This window comes from Alloprevotella tannerae ATCC 51259 (assembly GCF_000159995.1).
Lineage (GTDB): Bacteria > Bacteroidota > Bacteroidia > Bacteroidales > Bacteroidaceae > Alloprevotella > Alloprevotella tannerae.
Genome location: NZ_GG700642.1, coordinates 254481 through 276130, shown reverse-complemented (window position 1 = coordinate 276130; position 21650 = coordinate 254481). Strand labels below are relative to the sequence as shown.

Genomic DNA, 21650 nt, shown 5'->3' with positions numbered 1-21650 from the left:
ATGCGGTGTGACCGAATAAAAGGTTATCTATTCCGTTAATTGTCTATTTGTTCGCTTGTTTCTATTGTTGTTTCCGGAGCATCGGACGTGATCGGCGCATCTACAGCTTCAGTTGTCGCATCAAGGGCTTCTGCGTCCTCATCTTCTGTCGTTACGACGCAAACACTGCTTATGCTGTCGTTGCGCTTTGTCAGATTGATGAGTTTAACGCCTTGCGTAGCGCGTCCCATCACACGAACGTCGGCAACTTTCAGACGTAGCGTGATGCCGCTGCGATTGATGATCATCAAATCATTGTCGTCTGTTACGCTCTTTATGGCTGCGACTTTTCCGGTCTTGTCCGTGAGTTGCAAAGTCTTGACACCCTTGCCGCCACGATTGGTTTTGCGATAATCTTCGATAGCGCTACGCTTTCCGAAACCTTGATCGCTGACCACCATGATGGTTTCCTTTTCGGGATCGTTTATACATACCATTCCGACAGCTTGATCCTCGCCGTCTTCATCAAGACGAATGCCGCGTACACCTGTAGAAACGCGCCCCATAGTGCGCACGGCGTCTTCATTAAAGCGAATTGCGCGGCCGTTGCGGTTAGCTATGACCAGCTCGTCTTGGCCATTGGTGAGCACAACGCTGACTACGCGATCTTCTTCTCGAATCGTGATCGCCTTAACGCCGTTTGTGCGCGGCCGAGAGTACTCTTCGAGGCAAGTTTTCTTGATGATGCCCTCCGCAGTACAGAACACAACGTAATGAGACTTGTTAAACTCGGGATCATTGAGCTTCTTTATGTAGAGGAAAGCGTTGACTGAGTCGTCCGCCTCTATGTTTAGCATATTTTGAATCGCACGTCCTTTCGCGTTCTTCGCACCTTCCGGCAACTCATACACCTTTAGCCAATAACAGCGGCCTTTTGCGGTGAAGAAAAGCATCGTATTGTGCATCGTAGCCGGGTAAATGTATTCGATGAAGTCTGCATCGCGTGTCGTTCCGCCGCGACTTCCTACGCCGCCGCGGCCTTGTGCGCGAAATTCGGCCAATGGTGTGCGCTTAATGTAGCCCAAATGGCTGATGGTAATAATAACCTCGTCGTCGGCGTAAAAGTCTTCAGGATTAAACTCTTCAGCAGAAAGCTTAATCTCCGTACGACGCACGTCGCCATACTTTTCTTTGACTTCGTTCAACTCATCTTTCATCACCTGACGACAAAGTTCGTCATCGGTAAGAATGCGGTTGTAGTAATCTATCTTGCGTTCCAGCTCCTCATACTCTTGATGTAGCTTATCCTGCTGTATGTTTGTCAGCTGCGCCAGACGCATGTCGACAATCGCTTTAGCTTGAATATCGTCCAGTTCAAAGCGCTTTTTAAGTGCTTCGATGGCTTCTGCGGGCGTCTTGCTGGCGCGAATGAGTCGCACGACCTCATCTATATTATCGCTGGCTATGATTAAGCCCTCCAAGATATGAGCACGCTCTTGCGCCTTACGCAAATCATACTTCGTACGACGGATTACCACCTCGTGACGATGGTCTACAAACGTACGAATACAATCCTTCAGCGAAAGCACTTTGGGGCGGCCGTGCACCAAGCCCACACAGTTGACCGCGAAACTGCTTTGCAGCGCAGTCATCTTGAAAAGTTTGTTCAACAGCACGTTAGCGTTCGCATCGCGCTTCACCTCTATGACGATGCGCATTCCTTCGCGGTCGCTTTCATCGTTTACGTCGCTGATGCCCTCTATGCGTTTTTCGTTCACCAAGCGAGCAATGTCCTTGATCAACTCAGCTTTGTTTACGCCGTAAGGGATTTCGTTTACGACAATCGTATCATGTTGCGGCCCGTTTTCTATTTCCGTCTTAGCACGTAAGATAATGCGCCCATGTCCGGTTTCGTAAGCGCTTCTTACGCCTTGCAGCCCCATAATGAAAGCTCCCGTCGGGAAGTCCGGCGCCTTGATATGCTCCATCAAGCCTTCGACATCGATCTCCGGATTATCAATATAAGCCACGCAACCGTCGATTACCTCGCTCAAGTTATGGGTCGGCACATTCGTGGCCATACCCACGGCGATACCCGTCGCACCATTGACCAAGAAGTTAGGGATGCGCGTCGGCAAAACGGTAGGTTCCTTCAACTTATCGTCGAAGTTGTTTTGCATATCTACCGTTTCCTTATCCAGATCGAGCATCATGGTTTCGCCCATAAGGCTCATGCGCGATTCCGTATAACGCATAGCAGCCGGCGAGTCGCCGTCGATCGAACCAAAGTTTCCTTGTCCGTCCACTAAGGGGTAGCGCAAGTTCCAATCCTGCGCCATACGCGTCAACGCGCCATAGATTGAGCTATCACCGTGCGGGTGATATTTACCGAGCACTTCACCCACGGTGCGGGCCGACTTCATATAAGCTTTGTCGTGCGTATTTCCGATATTCATCATTGCATATAAGATGCGTCGCTGTACGGGTTTGAAGCCGTCGCGCACATCCGGCAAGGCACGAGATACTATAACGGACATTGAATAGTCGATATAGGAGGTTTTCATCTCCTTTTCGATATCGACTTTAATGATTCTGTCTTGATCTATCATTTAATTGGTTCTTAAAAGCATGAAATTTCAGCCGCCCTGCAATTGAGAGGCATTATTTCCATCTTATTTTGAAGCAAAAGTAAGGCTTTTTCTTGAAATAAAAGTAGGTGTTTGGGGTAAAAGTTTCGATTTAAGCCCATTTTCTTTTGCGCTAAGCGCTTTTACCTCTTTATTCGGGGAGGTATCGGAGCGAAGGTCCGACGCGCTAAAATCGTTTTCTTCTTTTCTTGGGCTATGTAGACGATGCCGCCGATTTGTATGCTGTACAAGAAGTACCCAATGATGCTGCCTAAGGCCATACAGCCGAAGAGTAGCACATCAAAATAGCCCGGCAACCCGTTCGTATCGCCCAGCATAACACCCCAAGCGTTGGTCATCTTGCTCATAAGCAAGATGAGTGTCGGCATTTGCCCAACGAGCATTATTGTGCCAAAGGGGATCGCCGTGAGCAAGAAAAGGATGACCATTGCCCCTAAGCGGCGGTGGCTAAACGTGGCGCACAGACTTTGCAGAGCGGTTCGTTTATAGATAACGTAATGTACGAAAGTCATACTATAAGCAATCAGCAGACCGATGCAGATCATCACGGCCGGAATCCACCAAAGCGATGTATGTTCGCGCGTCAACCAAACTGTGCCCCCAAGCACCATCGCGTTGAGGACATTATATATAAGGAGGAGCAGCAAGCAACGAGCACTTCTTTGCAGCCATACGCGACGCAAAACTTTATGCTTAAAGAGGCAAAGCCCGCAACGACTACTGATATTGCGCTTGTATTGCAAGGCAAAACCACCGCCCAAACCACTCTGTCCGAGCAGCCAGAGCAGGAGGCCTACGACTAAGGCAATCAGCGTTCCCCACGAGGGGAAAAGCAGCGCCAAGCCCACTTGAGCGCCGAGTCCTGATTTCACTACAGCGAAAAAGGGAATGGCGTGTTGAGCGAGATACGTACTCAGTGCCACGACAAACAACCCGCTCCCGATGCCGGCCATCAAGAGAAACGGCCAGAGGTAGCGAAGATAGGTGCGCCAATGCAAGGCAAACTTTTTCCAAGCCTCAACGACGGCCCGCCGAACGCTGAAATCGTAATCAGATGATGTGTGAATTGTCATACTTTCGACTATTTACGAAGCGAAGATAACGCTTTTGCGCATTGCGAACACGCAAGGAGCAGCGAAAAAATGTTCATCGCTCATTTTTTTAGTCGTGGAAACAGTATCGGTTGTTGTAAATGCACCTTACGCCACTTCCGTAAAGGACGGCTACCGACCAATGCCATAACGGCAGCGATGCGCGACCGGCCGTTTGCGTCTCGACACAGCTCATGAGGGACTTAACCTGCACGGCGAGAACAAAGGAACAACAATCTAAAAACCAAACTTTTAGAACAACATAATCCTACCGCGCAGGTTTTTCATCGTGAGCACAAACCTTTTTCATCGTGAGCGTAAACCTTTACGATCGTGAGCGGAAGACTTTTTCATCGTGAGCGCAAACTCCGCACCAGCATCCTTTAGCCTTCGATGATGCGGGGGCGGGCCCGTGGTATCAGACTTCGTCAGCTGCTGTCGAACTTTCGATAAACGCGCTCGGAGGCTACGCAAGCGAAAAAGCGGGAAGCCTTAGTAGGCAAGTGATTTGCTCGAGCCGCGATGCCCCCTTCGACCCTGCAAACAGCGCGCGCCGCGCAAGAGAACAAGCGCTTCACATAAAAAACGACGGAAAAGCCCGCTGAAGGCTGCGAGTTGATCGCAAAAAGCGTATTTTTCAATTTTTAATCTCAAGCCTGATGAGGCACAAATCTTGTTAGCATCGACCCGATGTGGGCACTTTCTTGTTTGAAAGTATAGGATTTATTGCTAACTTTGCCCCTGAGTGCTTGCTAAGTTCCAACGCCATGACTTCAAAAAAAAGACGGGCGAACGAACAGCAAGCCGACAGGCAGTGCAAAAACAGTGCTGCTCAAACAGAAAAAACAAGAAAAGTATGGCAACAGCAATCGACATACGCGAACTTAACGCACTCATCGAAGCGCAATCAGGCTTCCTGACCGATCTGACGACCGGCATGGAGCGTAACATTGTAGGGCAACGCCATTTGATTGATTCCCTGCTCACAGGCCTTTTGAGCGACGGGCACATTCTGCTCGAAGGCGTTCCGGGTCTGGCCAAGACACTCGCCATTAAAACGCTGGCTTCGCTCATTGAAGCCCGCTTTAGTCGCGTGCAGTTTACGCCCGACCTTTTACCCTCCGACATTATCGGCACATTGATTTATAGTCAGCGCGACGAGCGCTTTTCGACAAAGAAAGGACCGATTTTTGCCAACTTTGTCTTGGCCGATGAGATCAATCGTGCGCCGGCGAAAGTGCAGAGTGCACTGCTCGAAGCGATGCAAGAGCATCAAGTGACGATTGGCGAGGAGACCTTTGCGCTCCCCCACCCCTTCTTGGTGCTGGCTACGCAGAACCCGATCGAACAGGAGGGTACGTATACGCTACCCGAGGCCCAGGTAGACCGCTTTATGCTGAAAGTAGTCATTGACTATCCTACGTTGGAAGAAGAAAAGAAGATCATCCGCAACCATTTGGACGAGCATTACTCGGAAGAGGTTAAACCCGTTGTCAGTCTGGATAAGATTCTCCACGCACGCGAGATCGTCAAGAAGGTTTACGTTGATGAGCGCATTGAGCAATACATCGCCGACATCGTTTTCGCAACGCGTCGCCCGGAATCTTACAAGATGCCGGAAATGAAGCGTTATATCAGTTTCGGCGGCAGTCCGCGTGCGGGCATAAATTTGGCTTTGGCAAGCCGCACGCGTGCTTTCTTGAAGCGCCGCGGCTACGTGATACCGGAAGACGTGCGCGAAGCGGCGCACGACGTACTCCGCCATCGCATCGGTCTGACTTACGAAGCTGAGGCCGACAACGTGACGACGGATGCCATTATCACCGAGGTGATCAATAAGGTCGAAGTGCCCTAAACGCTATCGTTAGAAGAAAAAGCCTGAAAGATGGAGACGCAAGACCTGCTGAAGCAAGTAAGGCGCATAGAGATAAAAACCCGCCGACTGACGAATAATATCTTCGCCGGCGAGTATCACTCGGCGTTTAAGGGGCGCGGTATGTCCTTTTCCGAGGTGAGAGAATATCAGCCGGGAGATGACGTGCGCGACATCGACTGGAACGTGACCGCTCGTACGAATCGCCCTTACGTAAAAGTGTATGAGGAAGAGCGCGAACTGACGGTGATGCTGCTTGTCGACGTCTCGGGCAGTCTGTCCTTTGGCTCGCAACGCTGCACACAACGCGACTTGATTGCGGAAATAGCTGCGACGCTCGCCTTTTCAGCCATACAGAACAACGATAAAATCGGTGTGCTCTTTTTCTCGGATCGCGTGGAAAAATTCATTCCTCCGCAGAAGGGGCGCCGCCATATATTATATATTATCCGCGAACTGCTTACGTTTACGCCGCAATCGCGGCGCACGGATCTTGGCGTAGGCTTGGAATATCTGGTCAGAGCCATTTCGAAACGCTGCATTGCTTTCGTACTCTCTGACTTCATCGACCGGAAGGACTTCTCGCAATCGCTGCGCATCGCTTCGCGCAAACACGATGTAGTTGCCGTCAGAGTGTATGACCACCGGATGGCGGAACTGCCGGATGTGGGCTTGATGCGCGTGGGCGACGCGGAAACTGGACACGAATTGTATCTAGATACATCAAGTAAGCGCATACGCGAATTGCAACGCCGTTGGTGGGCGGATGAAGATCAGCGCTTGAAAGAGCTGTTTCGCAAATCGAAAGTCGATTTCACGGCGATCTCGACGGTAGAAGACTACGTGGTAGCCTTGCGGAACATCCTCCGACAACGCGCATAGTCGGATAGAAAAAAGAATATGCTGAACCCTATACGTATATATATATTATTGTGTCTGTGCTTGTCGACGCTGCGCGGCTTCTCGCAAGTCGTGGTGGAGGCAAAGCTGGATACAGCCGACATCTTGATCGGTCAGCAAGTGCAATTGCAGGTAAAAGCGACGACCGACAAGCGCACACACATAATCTTTCCTGTTTATGCACAGGAGGATCAGATCACGCCCGGCGTGGAAGTAGTCGACAATGGGAAGACGGACACGCTAAAGCAAGACGGCGACGACCGCATTACGCTGATACATCGCTATATGGTGACGAGTTTTGACTCAGCGCTTTATTCGTTGCGCCCCTATGTGCTTGTGGGCGGCGATACGATTGCGGCACGCGATATTGTTGGCCTTAAAGTGAGTACCGTTTCGGTTGATACAGCCCACGTGGAGCGCTTTGAGGGGCCGGATGGCGTAGTCGAAGGAAGTTTTGTATGGACGTGGCGCTTACTTTTGTTGGCTTTCTTGCTGCTTCTGCTGGTTGGCGGCATTTTCATCTGCGTCGTGCGTCTTTCAGATAAGCGTCCGGTTACGAAGCGAGTGGTGATTCCACCGGCCGTTCCGCCACATCAAGAAGCGATGGCGCGCATTGAGCAACTCAAAACGGCAAGGGCAAGCGCTCAAGTGGCCAACAAGGATTATTATATGCAGCTGACGGATGCGCTACGAGCGTATATTTCCGGCCGCTTCGGGATTAACGCCCGCGAAATGACCTCGGGGGAAATCATAAACGCCTTGCTGCACACGGGAGATGAGACGGCCTTGCGTGAACTACGCGAGATCTTTGAAACAGCAGACTTGGTAAAGTTTGCAAAATATGAATCTTCACTCAATGAAACAGATCGCAGTTTGCTGCAAGCTGTAGACTTTGTGAACACGACAAAGCCTGCAGCGACGCAATTGCCGAAGCCGGTTGTAAAAATCGTGACACCGGGCGAAACGCAGCAAAGAAACATACGCCGGATTTATTGGGGGACGGGCCTTGTCTTGTCGCTATTGAGCTTGAGCTTGGCCGTCTATTTGATTGTTGAAATTGTAGAAACTTTCTTTTGACGCGTATGACATTTGCCCAGCCCTATTATTTCTTATTATTCTTGCTGTTGATTCCGCTTATCTTGTGGCATTTTTTGCTAAAAGGGAAGCGCGAATCTACTTTAACCTTATCGACGACGGATCCTTATAGGCAGTTGCCTCGAACGCCGCGTACGGCGCTCATTCATTTGCCTTTCTTACTAAGGATCTTGACTTTTACTTGCATAATCTTTGCGCTGGCCCGCCCGCAGACGCACAATGCGTTGAGCAATAAAGAGACGGAAGGCATCAATATAATGATGGCTATCGACGTCTCAACGAGTATGCTCACGCCGGACCTCCCGCCCAGTCGTATTGAAACTGCCAAACAGGTGGCTTACGAGTTCATCAATAATCGTCCGGACGACAACATCGGCTTGACTGTCTTTGGCGGCGAGGCATACACGCAATGTCCCTTAACAACGGACCATTCTGCGCTACTCAATATGTTTAAGCAAGTAAATTGCGACTTGCAGAAGGAAGGAGTCATAAGCCCGGGAACGGCTATCGGTATGGGCTTATCGAGCGCCGTATCTCATTTGGAGCAAAGTAAGTCGAAGAGTAAGGTAATCATTCTTCTGACGGACGGCGAAAACAACGCCGGTGAAATATCTCCGCTTACTGCGGCTGAAATGGCAAAGCGCTTGGGCATCCGCATCTATACGATTTCTGTAGGGACGGACGCTGCGGTCAATCAAACCGTAGCAACGCTGCCCAACGGTGAGACCTACGAAGCGGCGATTAAGCAGAACACAGACCCGAAAACCTTGGAGGCAATCGCAAACTCAACGGGCGGGAAATTCTATCAAGCCCGAAGCAAAGCGAAATTAAGAGATATCTATCAAAACATAGACCGTTTAGAGAAGACAAAGCTGAAGGTGAGCAATTATAATCGACACTACGAAGCCTATCAATTGTTTGCTTTAGTTGCGCTCTTTACGTTTGCACTGGAAATATTGTTGCGTCTGACTTGGTTTAGACGTATTCCTTAGCTTTAACCCACGACGCGAAATTTATGTTCAGATTTGCTGATCCGGAATACTTATATTTGTTGCTGCTAATCCCTTTTTTGATCGGGATTTACCTACTTACGGCCCTTCGAAACAAGCGGCGCTTGCGCAAGTTCGGAGACCCGCAACTGCTGATCGCATTGGTGCCGGCTTATTCCCGCCGCAAACCTTTGGTAAAGTTTGTTTTGCTTTTGTCGGCTTTGATTACGTTGATCGTACTCTTAGCCCGGCCGCAAAATGGTCTAACTACAACCAGCGAAAACAAAAAAGGAATAGAAGTAGCTGTGATGCTGGACGTTTCCAACTCAATGCTGGCGCAGGATGTCAGCCCCAATCGCCTAGAGCGTGCGAAGCTGCTCGTCTCTACGCTTATTGACCGTATGCAAAACGACAAGATAGCGTTAGGCGTCTTTGCCGGCGAGGCTTATCCTCAATTGCCCATCACAGGAGATTACGGCGCGGCCAAACTATTTCTGAATTCGATTACGCCGGGAATGGTTACGCTGCAGGGAACAAACCTTGCGGCGGCCATCAACTTAGCCGATAAAAGTTTTACGGACAAAAAACGCGTAGGCAAAGCCATCATTATCATCACCGATGGGGAAGACCACCAAGGCGGAGCTGAGGAAGCGGCGGCCGCAGCAGCCAAAGAGGGCCGAAAAGTGTACATCTTGGGCATCGGAAACCCCGGTGGCGCACAAATACCCTTGGGCAATGACTACTTAAAAGACAACAATGGGCAAGTTGTAGTAACGAAATTAAACGAGCAAATGTGTCGCGAAGTAGCTAAAGCCGGCGATGGTCTTTACTTGCACGTAGATAATTCGAACGCGGCCCAAGAGCAGTTGCAAGCTGCTTTGGGGCAACTGCAACAAGCTTCAGAGCATACCGACTACACAAGCTACAACGAGCAATTTCAAGCCGTTGCGCTGATTCTTTTACTCTTGTTGTTCATCGAAAGTTTTGTTTGCGAAACGAAAAATCCTTGGGTACAACGCTGGCATCTTTTTAATCGAAAGCAATGAAGCATTTGATATTACTCTTTCTCTCCATTAGTTTATCGGCTGCCGCACAAACGGCCGATTGGAAACTAATGCACCGCGGCAACAGGGCCTTTGAGGCAAAACAATATGATAAGGCGGAACAACTGTATCTGCAAGCCATCAAGCAAAATCCCAATAATACGCGTGCTCATTTTAATTTAGGCGACACTTATTTGGCTAAAAAAGACGGCAAAGCTGCGATCAAACAATTTCAGGCCGTTGCTCAAGCAGAGAAGAACAAGCAACTGAAAGCGATGGCCTATCATAATATGGGCGTGATCAATCAAGCGGCGGCTTTGGATGCAAACGGTGAGCAAAAGCAGCAGTATTTGCAGGAAGCGATTGAGCATTACAAAGCCTCCTTGCGCAACAATCCGCAAAGCGATCGGACGCGCTATAATTTGGCGCTTTGTCAGCACCAACTGAAACGCGACAAAAACCAGCAACAGCAGCGTCCGCAGCAACAACCTCGCCAGCAGCCTCGTCAACAACAAAATAAGCAACAGCAACAATCGCCCCAACAGCAAAAAAACAACGCTTCGCAGTCCGAACAGGAGGTACAACAACTCCTAAACCTCGCGCGTCAAGCCGAGCAGCAAGCGCGTCAGAAGGTAAACAAGTCGCAAGCGCAACCACGCAAATTGGATAAGAATTGGTGATCCTATGAAACAAGATAAGACCAACGGAAGTATACATTATATATATACTACATTCTTCCTCCTGCTTCTACTCTTTGGACTACAGCCTACGGCGCAGGCCCAACAACTAAGCGTAGAAGCCCCCTCAACAGCCGATATCAACGGCTATTTCCACTTAAAATATAAAGTAGCGACTACATCCGCATCCGGTTTTCAAGCGCCGGCGTTGTCCGATTTTATCATTCTGTCCGGCCCGAATGTAGCGCAGAGTTCCAACTACAAGATGATCAATGGCCGCACGACCAATAACGAATCAACAACTTATACTTTTATCCTACAACCCCGCCGCAAAGGCACTTTAACGATAGGATCTGCTTCTGTACAAGTAGGCGGAAAAACGCTTCACTCCCGCTCCGTGACCATTAACGTAACGGGTACGCCCGGAAAGTCGCAAACCGCCAACGCCGCAAGCAATCGCAGCGCTTCCTCCGCGCAAGTTACGGCTGACGGACCTATAAATAGTCGAGACCTTTTTATTACTGTGACGCCCAGCCGTCGCCGCGTTTTTCGACAAGAAGCCATTTTGCTCACCTATCGCGTGCATAGCGCTGTCGGCATAAGCCTGCAAAATGTCATGATGAGCAGCAAGCCCGATTTCAAGGGCTGGGTTTCGCAAGAAATACCCCACTCTACCGTACAAACAAGTCTGGAGCGCATCAACGGAAAGTCGTATCGCACGGGCATCATCCTGCAATACCTTGTCTTCCCGCAACAAGAAGGCAAGCTCACCATCCCCGGTATCAATTTCACCTGCACGGTTGTTCGCCGCTCAGTCGATTTTTCCGATCCTATTGAAGCCTTCTTCAATGGCGGAGGTGAAGTCGGCGTACAAGTACAACGCGCCTCGGCGCCCACAACCGTTACGGTTGATCCGCTCCCACAGCCGCAGCCAGCGGCGTTCTCCGGCGGCGTAGGGCGTTTCTCCATCTCCGGTCAGTTGCTCACAAAAGATTTGAGGACCAACGATATTGCTACGTATCGCGTCATCATAAAAGGCAACGGCAACCTCAAACTTATCACGCCGCCAAGTGTCGTTTTCCCAAAAGACTTCGATACTTTCACTCCGAAAACGACGCAAGATGTGAAAGTCGGCGTTGATGGAACTTCCGGCCAAGTCGTGTTTGATTATACTTTTGTCCCACACAATGTGGGGAAGTACACATTACCGGCCGTGCAGTTTGTCTATTTCAACCCATCAAGCGGCAAATATGAAACCTTACGAACAGCCGCGATGCTCCTAAGTATCGGCAAAGGCCGCCATTCGTCCGCAGATGTGCAGCGCGAGTTGGCTTTGCGCAATAGCGACATTCATCCTTTGCTCCCGGCAGAGCCTACTTTTGATGCAGCACATCCTTTCTGGTGGGGTTCGTGGACATATTTTGCAGCCTACCTCTTACTGTTGTTCGCTGCCGGTGGTGCTTATGTCCTCATTCAGCGCAAAGTGGTGCGCAATGCCGACAAAGTGGGCCGCCGCCAATCCAAAGCCGGCAAAGCGGCCAAGCGACAATTGAAGCAGACCTACCAACTTTTAGCGCAACAACAAGAGAAGCCGTTCTACGAAGCCTTGAATAATACGTTGCAAACTTATTTAGCAGCAAAATTCAACATCTCTACGGTCGACTTATCGCTCGATGCCGTAAAAGCAGCATTGGCCGCCCGCCAGATTGCACCTGATACGATTCAAGCCGTAGCTGATGCTTGGTCAGCTTGCGAGTATGCACGCTTCGCTCCGGCTGCAAACGATATGCAAAAGAACGATTTATACCGGCAAGTGGCGCAGATTATTGATCGCGTAGAAACAGCCTTCCAATCAGGAGGTCGTAAAGGCAAGTTGCCACCACTACCGCTACTTCTACTCCTATTGACCTTGATGGGCGCACTGCATAGTTTATCATTGTCGGCTGCCCCATCAACCCAAGCAGAAGGCGAAACCCTCTACGCCAAGCACGATTACATTGGCGCGGTTGCCGCTTTCGAGCGCACCGCCAAGGCCAATCCGTCAGCAGCATCCTATTACAATTTAGGCAATGCCTATTACCGCACAAGGAATCTGCCGCAGGCCATTCTTTATTACGAACGTGCGCTACGCCTGTCACCTACCAATGCCGACATTCGCCACAATTTAGCCGTAGCTCGCGCCCATCTGCCAACGCACGACAATATGCAGTCAGAGATGTTCCTCATCTCTTGGGCGAAGGCTCTGATGCGATTCTTCACGGCCGACGCTTGGGCACGTATCAGTCTGTTTATGTTCATCATGGCCTTACTGGGCGGTTTGCTCTTCCGCTTCTCGGGCCGCGTCATCGGGCGAAAGATTGGTTTCACTACACTTCTTGTAGGACTCCTGCTTACCATCTGCTGCAATGTCTTTGCTTGGCGGGCCACACGCGCCTACTTCGATGAGCAGAAAGCCGTAGTGATGCGCCCCACGACCGTATTTATCAGTCCGGATGGTGCTTCTAAGCAAGCCGGACAACTGAACGAGGGCACAACCGTGACCATCACGGACAAGACAACACAATGGTGGCGCGTCCGCTTACCCGATGGGCGCGAAGTATGGGCTCAATCGGCCACGATGGAGCAAGTATAATCAGCAAACAAACAAAAAAACAAGCACCTCATGATCATAGGTATAGCCGGCGGAACCGGATCCGGAAAATCGACCGTCGTAAGAAAAATCATCGCACAGCTCCCCGCGGAGCAAGTATCCGTATTGCCGCAAGATTCATATTATAAGCGGGCCCCCAAGGGCTACTCTATCGAAGACTTGCGCAAGATGAATTATGACCACCCCGATGCTTTTGATTGGGAACTCTTAGAAGAGCACGTGCGCGAACTGCGTGCGGAGCGTGCCATACGTCAACCGGTCTATTCGGTGCTCACCTGCGACCGCTGCGAAGAAACTATTTTGGTAAAACCTTCGAAGGTGATCATCATAGAAGGTATTATGGCCTTATATCGTAAGGAATTGAGAGATATGATGGACCTGCGAATCTACGTCGACGCTGATCCTGATGAACGCTTGATCCGAGTAATCAATCGCGATGTCGTAGAACGCGGCCGCACAGCCTCGATCGTGATGGAGCGCTACTTGCACACATTAAAGCCGATGCACCGCGAATTTATCGAACCGACCAAGGAATATGCCGACATCATCATACCGCAAGGCGGCGAGAACGAGAAAGCCATCGGCATACTCCGTTCTTATCTGGACCAAGTATTGTGTGGTCGCCCTACGGAATAAGAATCGTTAGGCAAAGGGGTTGATTTCCTTTGCTGCGTATAGATACAAAAGAGACGGCTTGTCGCAATGACGAGTCGTCTCTCTTGTTATTTTGAATCATTGGGTCTAAAAAGTAAGGCTGCGAAGCAAGCCACAGAAAGGACGCTTTAGAACAGAACGCTGCAAATCAACATTTATAAGTCTCACGACAAAGAAGGCGATCGACAACAACCCACTTCGTTCGTGTGCGCTCGTGAGCGGAAACCTTTTTCATCGTGAGCGTAAGCCTTTGCGCTCACGAGCGCAAACCTTTGTTGTCGTGATAAAAAACGAACCTGTAGCGTACTGCGGCGCTGATTATCCGAGTTGGTAAGCGATGCGCTGCGATTGGTCCTCCAGATAAATGATGCCACAGCGCTGAAAACCATTCTGCACCAATAATTGCTGCATCTTCAGGTTATCCTTGTGCGTATCGGCACGAACTACGGCCGACTTGCTGCGGGCAAAACTAAGACAGGCGCGAAAAATGCCCCCTACTCGCCCATCAGAAGCAAGCCGATGAATCGTCACATAAGGCAAATCGTTGGGCCACACCCCATCATACAAACGCTGATACGTGGGCTCGATGCCGCAAAGCAGGCAAAAAGCGCCAGCTATTTGCCCATCTTCGGTCGTACAAACAAAGCTGCGTTGCGCGCGAATGTCAGTTAAGAGGAGTTCGTCCGAGGGATAGCCGTTGACCCATTGATGCAGGTTTCCCCGGCTACGCATCAAGCGGCGCGCAGCGGCATAAATGGCCGACATTGCAGGAAGATCATCAGGCAAGGCCGGACGAACGAGGAGGCGCGGAGCGTCTTGAAAAGCGCGTGGCATAGCTAAAAATTGATGGTAAGCGTCGGCAGCGTGCGTTCGCCGATCTTCAGCGTTGAACGCTGCGATCTGTAGCTGAAAGAAGTCAACTTGAAACCGCCGGAAAACCGACAGAAAAAGTAGCCATTGGGTAATGCGGTAGCGGCGCGACCTCTTGACAAAAGCAAGCCGCTCCGACGAAAAAAAATTATATAGAAAGCTCGTTGAGGACCTTAATAAGGTTTTTATCGATCGGTTTCTTCTTAGAGACAGCATCAATGAAGGGAACGTAAACGACTTCATTGTTGCGTACACCCACCATTACGTTACGCTGGCCTTGAACGATAGCTTGAATAGCTCCGACACCGGTCACACTGGCCAGAATTCGGTCGTGGGCCGACGGCGATCCGCCGCGCTGCAAGTGGCCCAAAATGGATACGCGCACATCGTATTCAGGATATTCCTTTTTCACGCGGTCGGCATAATACATCGCGCCGCACTTGGGGCTTTCGCTGACAATTACGATACAGCTCTTTTTGCTCTTGCGAATACCGCGTTGCATAAATTCGATCAACTGGTCGCTATCGGTAGAGTCTTCCGGAATAATCGCAGCCTCAGCACCGGCCGCAATCGCACTGTTTTGTGCTAAAAAACCGGCATCTCGACCCATTACTTCCACAAAGAAGATGCGCTCATGACTGGTTGCTGTGTCGCGAATCTTGTCTACACACTCTTTGATCGTGTTCAACGTGGTGTCGTAGCCAATGGTGCTGTCCGTGCCATAAAGGTCATTGTCGATCGTTCCGGGCAATCCGATACAGGGAAAGTCGTATTCTTCAGCCAATTCCAACGCGCCGCTCAGCGAACCGTTTCCGCCGATAACGACGAGTGCATCGATATTTTCGCGTTGCAAGGTTTCGTAGGCCTTTCCGCGACCTTCGGGTGTCGTAAAAGCCTGGCAGCGAGCGGTGCGCAAGATCGTGCCGCCACGTTGTATGATGTTGCTGACATTTTCTGTGGTAAACGGCGCAATATCGCCGTTAATCAGTCCGTCATAACCACGATAAATGCCTTTGATCTTAAAACCATTTACAATGCCACTGCGCGTCACGGCGCGGATAGCAGCATTCATTCCGGGTGCATCGCCGCCTGAGGTCAAAACCCCTATACATCGTATTTTCCCCATATTGTTCTTGTCTAATTTAGTTTATAGTAAAGTGGTCAGCCAAAAGACTAAAGCGCCCACGAGACCGCCCACAAGCACTTTTGGCATAAAGTGTTTCAAATAACCGCCAAAACTTATGCCTTCCATTCTCCACAAGGCTAAGCCGGCTGTGCTACCAATGAGCCACAAAGAGCCACCAAGCGCTGTGACGTAGCTTAATAGGGGCCAGAAATCACCATTCGGGCTGAACGCCGGTAAATGTTCTACATGGCGGAAGAGGGCTATATCGCTCAGCATCACGGTCATGTTGTTAAAGCATGCGGACAAAAGTCCGGCAAGGCCGCCTATTATATATATATTGTGTAAGTGCGTCATTGTCCAAACAGCTACTTGCTGCAAAAGTCCGGTTTCGTTGAGTGCGCCAACCGCCAAAGAGATGCCGATAAAGTAGAGCATGTTCTGCAAATTCTGATATTGCAGGGCCATCGGGCGACGCCGGCTCACCATTTTATCGCTTGTCAGCAAACTTCTATTGCAGAACTCGTCGACAATCCACAACACGCCGAGTACACACAGCGCCCCAACGAAAGAGGGAAGCTGCGTAAGACGATGGAAGGTGGGTATAAACCACAAGCCTCCAATGCCGATAATGAGCATAAGCAGGCGTTGCCAACGGTTCAACACGGTATCGTCTCCGCGATATGGGAGTATGGTGTGCACGAGCTTCATGCTGTGGGGCAATTTGCGGTGCACTAAGTAAGTCGTTGTGAATAAAGCTGCCATACACGGCAGGATAAGCATAGAAGAATAATGGGTAGGCGTCACTAAACCTACGCCCCAAAGCGATAGGCTCGTTACATCGCCTATCACAGTAAAAGCTCCTCCACAATTGGCGGCTAAAACCACGACTGAACCAAAGCGCTTGCGGAGCTCTGCATCGGCTACCATCGTATGCAAAAGGGCCAACATCAGACAGGTTGTTGTCAGATTATCCAAATTGGCCGACAAGAGGAAAGTAATGATGGAGATGAGCCAAAGAAACTTCTTAGGGCGACGCGTGCGCAGGGCTTCATGGATAAAGTCAAAGCAGCCGTTATTTTCCAAGACTTCGATTATCGTCATCGTACCTAAGAGATACAAAACCACGCCTGCGGCATTCATCGCATAGGAAAGGAAGACGTGCTCGGCAATAAAGGTGCGCACTTCTTGTATGGTGGCTATCGCCTGATAGCCGGCAGCCAAAAAGGCTGAAAGATGCTGGGTAATAACGAAATGACGCCCCGCTACTATATATAATAGCCAACAAGTGACGCCCATAAACATAGCAACGGCAGCTTTATTGACCTTATTAAAAATTTCGGTAGCGATGAGCGAAATTCCAATAAAAAATATCGCGGTAATAAAGAGCTCCATAAGCTTCCGGTTTGATTACCAAAACAAGAGCGGTAAACGGGACTCGAACCCGCGACCCTTAGCTTGGGAAGCTAATGCTCTACCAACTGAGCTACTACCGCGTGAATTGACGACGCAAAGATACTATATTTATATAAAACCAACCGCTGTCGGAAGAAAAATATCAAAGAAAAGGCTGTAGATACAAGGATTTCTTCCTGCGCCATCAACGTTCTTTCTGCTTTATGCTACGCCCTTCGTGAACAACCGCGGGATTTGTATCGACGTTTGGCGTTTCCGCGCCTCCGCCGCCGGGCTTTTCTCCGCCGGGGTTCGTCCCCGGATCATCACCTCCGGAAGGCTTATCAACGAAAGATGTTGCATAAAATTCGTAAACGTCAAGCAAGCCTTTACATTTAAAGTACTGCCCCGTCAAGCCCTTGATGACAAAACGCCTTTTGTAATGCTTGGGATGGTCTTTCAAACCCAGATCGCCTCGTACATCGGGCTTCAATTTGATTGGAAGGCAACGCGTCACGTCAGTCTCTTCCGGCGTATCGGCCAAGAGGATATTGGTATTTTTATCTTCTGCCGTAGGAAGTCCAAAGACCGCCTTAGATAAAGTAGTTCCCGCAACAAAGCCTACGATATAGCCTCTTACGTAAAGCAGAGCATCGTCCGGACAATTTTGCACTTGAGCCACCGTGAGGGTATCAAAGTTTGTGTCGGGATCAACTACGGGCGGCTTTATCTTTGTTGTGTCCTTAGGATTACCGCCTTTGCTCTTCTTGCCGGGTAATTCTATCTTGTTGCAACCGGACAACAAGATAAGAAAACAGAAGAGAATCCAAGGCAATTTTCGCATACAACTATTCTTTACGAGCAATTAACGCTAAAAACTCCTCACGCGTTTTGGCTTGCGTAAAGGCGCCACTGAAATCAGATGTCGTCGTAATGGAATTTTCCTTTTCGATACCGCGCATTTGCATACACATATGCTTGGCTTCCAACACGACCATTACGCCTAATGGATTCAAGGCCTGCTCTATACACTCTTTAATCTGGAGCGTCATTCTTTCCTGCACTTGTAGTCTATGGGAGAATATATCTACAACGCGGGCCAACTTAGATAGCCCCGTAATGTAGCCATTAGGGATATAAGCAATATGTGCTTTACCATAGAAAGGCAAAAGATGATGCTCACAAAGCGAGTAAAAATTGATATCTTTAACTATCACCATATGGCGATAATCTTCTTTAAACTTCGCGGAGGTTAAGACTTTGGCTGCATCCATTGTATAACCGCGCGTAAGATCAAGCATAGCCTTCGCTACACGCTCCGGCGTTTTAAGCAGGCCTTCTCGTTCGGTATCTTCACCCAAAACGGTTAGGGCTTCTTTATATAAAGTTTTGAGACCTTCTATTCTATCTTCTGTCGTCATTATATAAAATAATTTCGTTCATCTAATTGAAAGAACTCTAGAGCTTACAACACGCACTTCATAAGAAATGCGGGCTTTTCGTAAGCGAGTTACGTAGCGTGCAGCTTCTTCTCGCGTACTGAAATCACCAACACGGCAAACCCAATGGGGAGATAGGAAATGCACATATACTGACAACTCCGGAAAGTGTTGTTGGCACTTCACACGCATCTGTTGGGCTTCATTCTTATCATTACGTGAGTTGCCTCCCGTATAGATTTGTATGCGATAGCCTTGCGCCGACACGCGTTGGCGTGCCACATAGCGATTACCTTGACGCGGACTACTACTGCGAGCGGTTGATGCAGGCTTCGAGGCTGGTTTAGCTGTATTTGTAGCCGGCTTAGCTTCAGCTTTCTTTGCAGTTTGAGTTGTTTGAGTAGCCTTTCCTTTTTTGTTGTTGACGATGTTATCAAGATCTGCGTCTTGTACAACCGTCAAGCGTCCACCACCATTGCTTTGCTTGCGCGCATGATCTGTAAATGTCTGCCCTTTTGCGCAAAATGAGGTCAAGATAAAAACGATAAGAAGTCCTCCAATACGTGTCATTCGTTGATGTTTTTAAGAAGGCCTCTCTCCACCAAGGCAGAGAGAGGTCTGAAAGCTTACGCTATACTTATTTCCAAGCGTCGATAATGCCTGTGAAGCTATCAGCTTTGAGTGCTGCGCCACCAATAAGGCCACCATCAACGTTCGGTTTAGCAAAGAGTTCTTTTGCGTTTGACGCTTTGCAGCTACCGCCGTAAAGGATGCTCGTCTCTTCTGCTGCCGTCTTGCCAAACTTCTCGGCAATCGTAGCTCGGATAAATGCGTGCATTTCCTCTGCCTGTTCAGCCGTAGCTGTCTTGCCCGTGCCAATAGCCCAAACCGGTTCGTAAGCCAACACAACATTTGCAAATTGCTCCGGCGTCAAATCGTAGAGAGAGCCTTCAAGCTGTGCTTTAACCACGTCGTTTTGGCGATTAGCTTCACGCTCTTCAAGAATTTCGCCCACGCAGAAGATTACCTTTAAGCCGTTTGCAAGCGCCAGATTTACTTTCTCTTTTAAGATTTCAGCCGTCTCATGATAGTAAGCGCGACGCTCACTATGACCGAGAATCACGTAGCTTGCACCGGTACTTTTCACCATTTCTGCAGAAACTTCACCCGTATAAGCTCCTTTTTCTTTGTCTGCACAGTTCTCAGCCCCCAACGCTACGACGTTTTGATCCAAGAAGTTTGCAATAGAGGCCAGATGAATGAACGGCGTGCAAATGATTACGTCGCAGTTGGGCTTTTCTGCCTTCAACGCGTCGTTTAATTCCTTGGCCAATGCCACGCCTTCTTGCAGGTTAAGGTTCATTTTCCAGTTGCCTGCCACAATTTTCTTTCTCATAGCCTTGTTTTTTAATCGTTTTATGATGTTATAATGTCTGTAATACTTTGATCCTATCCATATACGATCTGCAAAGATACTAATAATCAGAGGAACAATGAACCAAAGAAGCAGGAGAAGTGGCCCGTTGTGTTTGGAGTGTTCCTGAATGAGTTGTAAAATCGAGATGTTGCCGTCAGCTATTGGCAACTCATTGTTGCTCCATTTAGCCTCGATGCGCCCATTTTTGAGCAGCAACAAACCGGGATTGGAGCGCACCATAGCCTTGAGTTGATCCGGCAACCCATACAACAAAGGATAGGCTGCCCCCGTGCGGTCTTTCCAATCGGAAACGGCCTGCGGACGTTCCGTGGTCACGCCGTAAAAGGCGTAACCTTTATCCACGCAAAAGTCGTATAAATCATTGATGCGATCATTGCTGCCGTCGTCAGCCGTAACTTCATCGGGCAAGGTCAGCAAAAACGTATAACTGGTATCCTCAAGCACAGTAGCCGTTAAATCATTACCGGTTTGATCCTGCAGATAAAAGTTGGCCCTTTCCATAGCGCGGCGATCGGGTATTTTTCCGTTATAAGCCGCACGGATGTCTGCACCTACAGGGTAAGCGGTAAAATCAACAACCGGCAAATAGTGAAGCGTATAAAGGCCAAGACTGACAATATAGACAAACGTCCAAATGGACGTAACCCATTCGTTGCGCTCGGAGATTAGTCTGATGTGGCGACTTGGAGAAATGCAAAGGAATAAGGCTGCGGTGAGTAGTACAATATTTTTCAGTAGCGTCTCTCCATTTGATAAGACGATCGCTTCGCCAAAGCAGCCGCAATCTACCACGGGGTTGGCTATATATATATATATAGTAAGAGCCGTCATCATCGCCATAAACACAGCGATGGCCAAAGTTGTCAGTCGGCGTCTTATACCTAAGAGCAGATTCATGCCCAGCATCGTCTCAGTCGTAGCGAGGGCTATGGCTACAAACTGCAATAAGAGCGAATTGTCATCAAAGTGCAGGTCAAAATGGGCCAAATATGCATTGAGCTTGATGCACATTCCCATCGGATCGACGGCTTTTACGAAGCCGGAGAACAGGAATGTACCCGACAGCAAAATGATGCTGATGCGGACCAACCAAAAGACAACGATTGAAAGCAGCTTCTTCATCCGGCTTAGCCTTCCTCCTCAATCGTAAGTTTGATTAAACCAAAAACCGCATAATTCATTATATCCATATAATTGGCTCCAATACCTTCGGAAACGAGCGTTTCGCCCTTTAGATCTTCTATCTGCTTAACGCGGAAGAGTTTCATAAGTATGAGATCTGTATAAGAGGAGACGCGCATCGCCCGCCAAGCCTCGTCGTAGTCGTGATTTTTACGCAGCATCAGCGCCAAACTCTCGGCCGCTTTGTCATCATACAGCGCGAGCGCTTTCTCGACCGTCAAATCTTCATCTATTGTATGCCCCAACTCGATTTGAATGAGACCGATAATAGAATAATTGACCAGACCTATAAATTCGGGCACGATGCCTTCATCTACAAGTGCGCTACCTTTCTCTTCGAGGGAGCGGATGCGGCGCGCTTTTATCAGTAGCTGGTCTGTCAGCGAGGGGATGCGAAGCAGGCGCCACGCAGCACCATAATCATGGAGTTTGTGGGCAAACAGCGAGCGGCAAGTTTCCATTACTTGCACAAATTCTTGCTCTGTAGACAATGCCATCATAGTAATTGCTTTTGCAAGCAAAAGTACAATTAATTTGAAGATAAGCCAAGCAAAGATTACCACAAGCCACGCTACTGCACCTTTTTTATTGGCGAGTGCCCAAA

The 21650-nt window shown here is 49.3% G+C and carries 17 protein-coding genes, 1 tRNA gene and 1 pseudogene; 8 read left to right on the top strand and 11 right to left on the bottom strand.

The features are described 5' to 3' along the window. Nucleotides 1–35: 35 nt before the first annotated feature. Nucleotides 36–2588, bottom strand: coding sequence for a DNA gyrase subunit A (gene gyrA / locus GCWU000325_RS01130; protein ID WP_006254084.1), 2553 nt, complete (start codon nucleotides 2586–2588; stop codon nucleotides 36–38). 161 nt (nucleotides 2589–2749) lie between these two features. Next, on the bottom strand, nucleotides 2750–3700 hold the full coding sequence (locus GCWU000325_RS01125; protein ID WP_006254081.1) for an apolipoprotein N-acyltransferase: 951 nt from the start codon (nucleotides 3698–3700) through the stop codon (nucleotides 2750–2752). 874 nt (nucleotides 3701–4574) lie between these two features. On the opposite strand from GCWU000325_RS01125, the gene GCWU000325_RS01115 reads away from it, so the two are divergent. The 8 genes and pseudogenes from GCWU000325_RS01115 to udk all read left to right on the top strand — a co-directional run. Continuing rightward, complete coding sequence (locus tag GCWU000325_RS01115; RefSeq protein WP_040599095.1) at nucleotides 4575–5573, top strand: AAA family ATPase; 999 nt, start codon at nucleotides 4575–4577, stop codon at nucleotides 5571–5573. Between the two features lie 30 nt (nucleotides 5574–5603). Then, the gene (locus GCWU000325_RS01110; protein WP_006254077.1) at nucleotides 5604–6473 is read left to right on the top strand and encodes a DUF58 domain-containing protein; all 870 of its coding nucleotides are present in this window, start codon (nucleotides 5604–5606) and stop codon (nucleotides 6471–6473) included. An 18-nt stretch (nucleotides 6474–6491) separates the two neighbouring features. Then, nucleotides 6492–7568 (top strand): hypothetical protein, encoded by a 1077-nt coding sequence (locus tag GCWU000325_RS01105; RefSeq protein WP_154646545.1) that lies wholly within the window; start codon nucleotides 6492–6494, stop codon nucleotides 7566–7568. Nucleotides 7569–7573: 5 nt separating this feature from the next. Continuing rightward, on the top strand, nucleotides 7574–8578 hold the full coding sequence (locus tag GCWU000325_RS01100) for a vWA domain-containing protein (RefSeq protein ID WP_006254074.1): 1005 nt from the start codon (nucleotides 7574–7576) through the stop codon (nucleotides 8576–8578). Between the two features lie 23 nt (nucleotides 8579–8601). Continuing rightward, on the top strand, nucleotides 8602–9621 hold the full coding sequence (locus GCWU000325_RS01095; protein ID WP_006254072.1) for a vWA domain-containing protein: 1020 nt from the start codon (nucleotides 8602–8604) through the stop codon (nucleotides 9619–9621). Continuing rightward, nucleotides 9618–10298, top strand: a complete 681-nt coding sequence (locus GCWU000325_RS01090; protein WP_006254071.1) for a tetratricopeptide repeat protein — start codon at nucleotides 9618–9620, stop codon at nucleotides 10296–10298. Before GCWU000325_RS01095 ends, GCWU000325_RS01090 begins: the two co-directional genes overlap by 4 nt. A 4-nt stretch (nucleotides 10299–10302) precedes the next feature. Beyond that, nucleotides 10303–12927, top strand: coding sequence for a BatD family protein (locus GCWU000325_RS01085; RefSeq protein ID WP_006254070.1), 2625 nt, complete (start codon nucleotides 10303–10305; stop codon nucleotides 12925–12927). A gap of 27 nt (nucleotides 12928–12954) precedes the next feature. Then, nucleotides 12955–13581: pseudogene (udk, locus tag GCWU000325_RS01080) on the top strand (uridine kinase); the annotation flags it as partial. A 336-nt stretch (nucleotides 13582–13917) separates the two neighbouring features. Here udk and GCWU000325_RS01075 read toward each other — a convergent pair. From GCWU000325_RS01075 to GCWU000325_RS01035, 9 genes are all read right to left on the bottom strand, one after another. Next, a complete protein-coding gene (locus tag GCWU000325_RS01075; protein WP_006254067.1) occupies nucleotides 13918–14433 on the bottom strand; it encodes a GNAT family N-acetyltransferase in 516 nt (171 codons plus the stop codon). A 184-nt stretch (nucleotides 14434–14617) separates the two neighbouring features. Beyond that, nucleotides 14618–15595: a 6-phosphofructokinase gene (gene pfkA, locus GCWU000325_RS01070; protein ID WP_006254064.1), complete on the bottom strand. Its 978-nt coding sequence runs from the start codon at nucleotides 15593–15595 to the stop codon at nucleotides 14618–14620. Between the two features lie 21 nt (nucleotides 15596–15616). After that, nucleotides 15617–16987, bottom strand: coding sequence for an SLC13 family permease (locus GCWU000325_RS01065; RefSeq protein ID WP_006254063.1), 1371 nt, complete (start codon nucleotides 16985–16987; stop codon nucleotides 15617–15619). Nucleotides 16988–17015: 28 nt separating this feature from the next. Next, nucleotides 17016–17088, bottom strand: a tRNA-Gly gene (locus GCWU000325_RS01060). A gap of 104 nt (nucleotides 17089–17192) precedes the next feature. Further along, nucleotides 17193–17831, bottom strand: a complete 639-nt coding sequence (locus tag GCWU000325_RS01055; protein WP_006254062.1) for a DUF6359 domain-containing protein — start codon at nucleotides 17829–17831, stop codon at nucleotides 17193–17195. A 4-nt stretch (nucleotides 17832–17835) separates the two neighbouring features. Then, nucleotides 17836–18408: a GTP cyclohydrolase I FolE gene (folE, locus tag GCWU000325_RS01050; RefSeq protein WP_006254061.1), complete on the bottom strand. Its 573-nt coding sequence runs from the start codon at nucleotides 18406–18408 to the stop codon at nucleotides 17836–17838. Between the two features lie 18 nt (nucleotides 18409–18426). Then, nucleotides 18427–18996: an SPOR domain-containing protein gene (locus tag GCWU000325_RS01045; RefSeq protein ID WP_006254060.1), complete on the bottom strand. Its 570-nt coding sequence runs from the start codon at nucleotides 18994–18996 to the stop codon at nucleotides 18427–18429. A gap of 67 nt (nucleotides 18997–19063) precedes the next feature. Next, complete coding sequence (gene tpiA / locus GCWU000325_RS11130) at nucleotides 19064–20986, bottom strand: triose-phosphate isomerase (RefSeq protein WP_006254058.1); 1923 nt, start codon at nucleotides 20984–20986, stop codon at nucleotides 19064–19066. Between the two features lie 5 nt (nucleotides 20987–20991). Further along, nucleotides 20992–21546, bottom strand: a complete 555-nt coding sequence (locus GCWU000325_RS01035) for a DUF1599 domain-containing protein (protein WP_040598730.1) — start codon at nucleotides 21544–21546, stop codon at nucleotides 20992–20994. Nucleotides 21547–21650 lie beyond the last annotated feature (104 nt).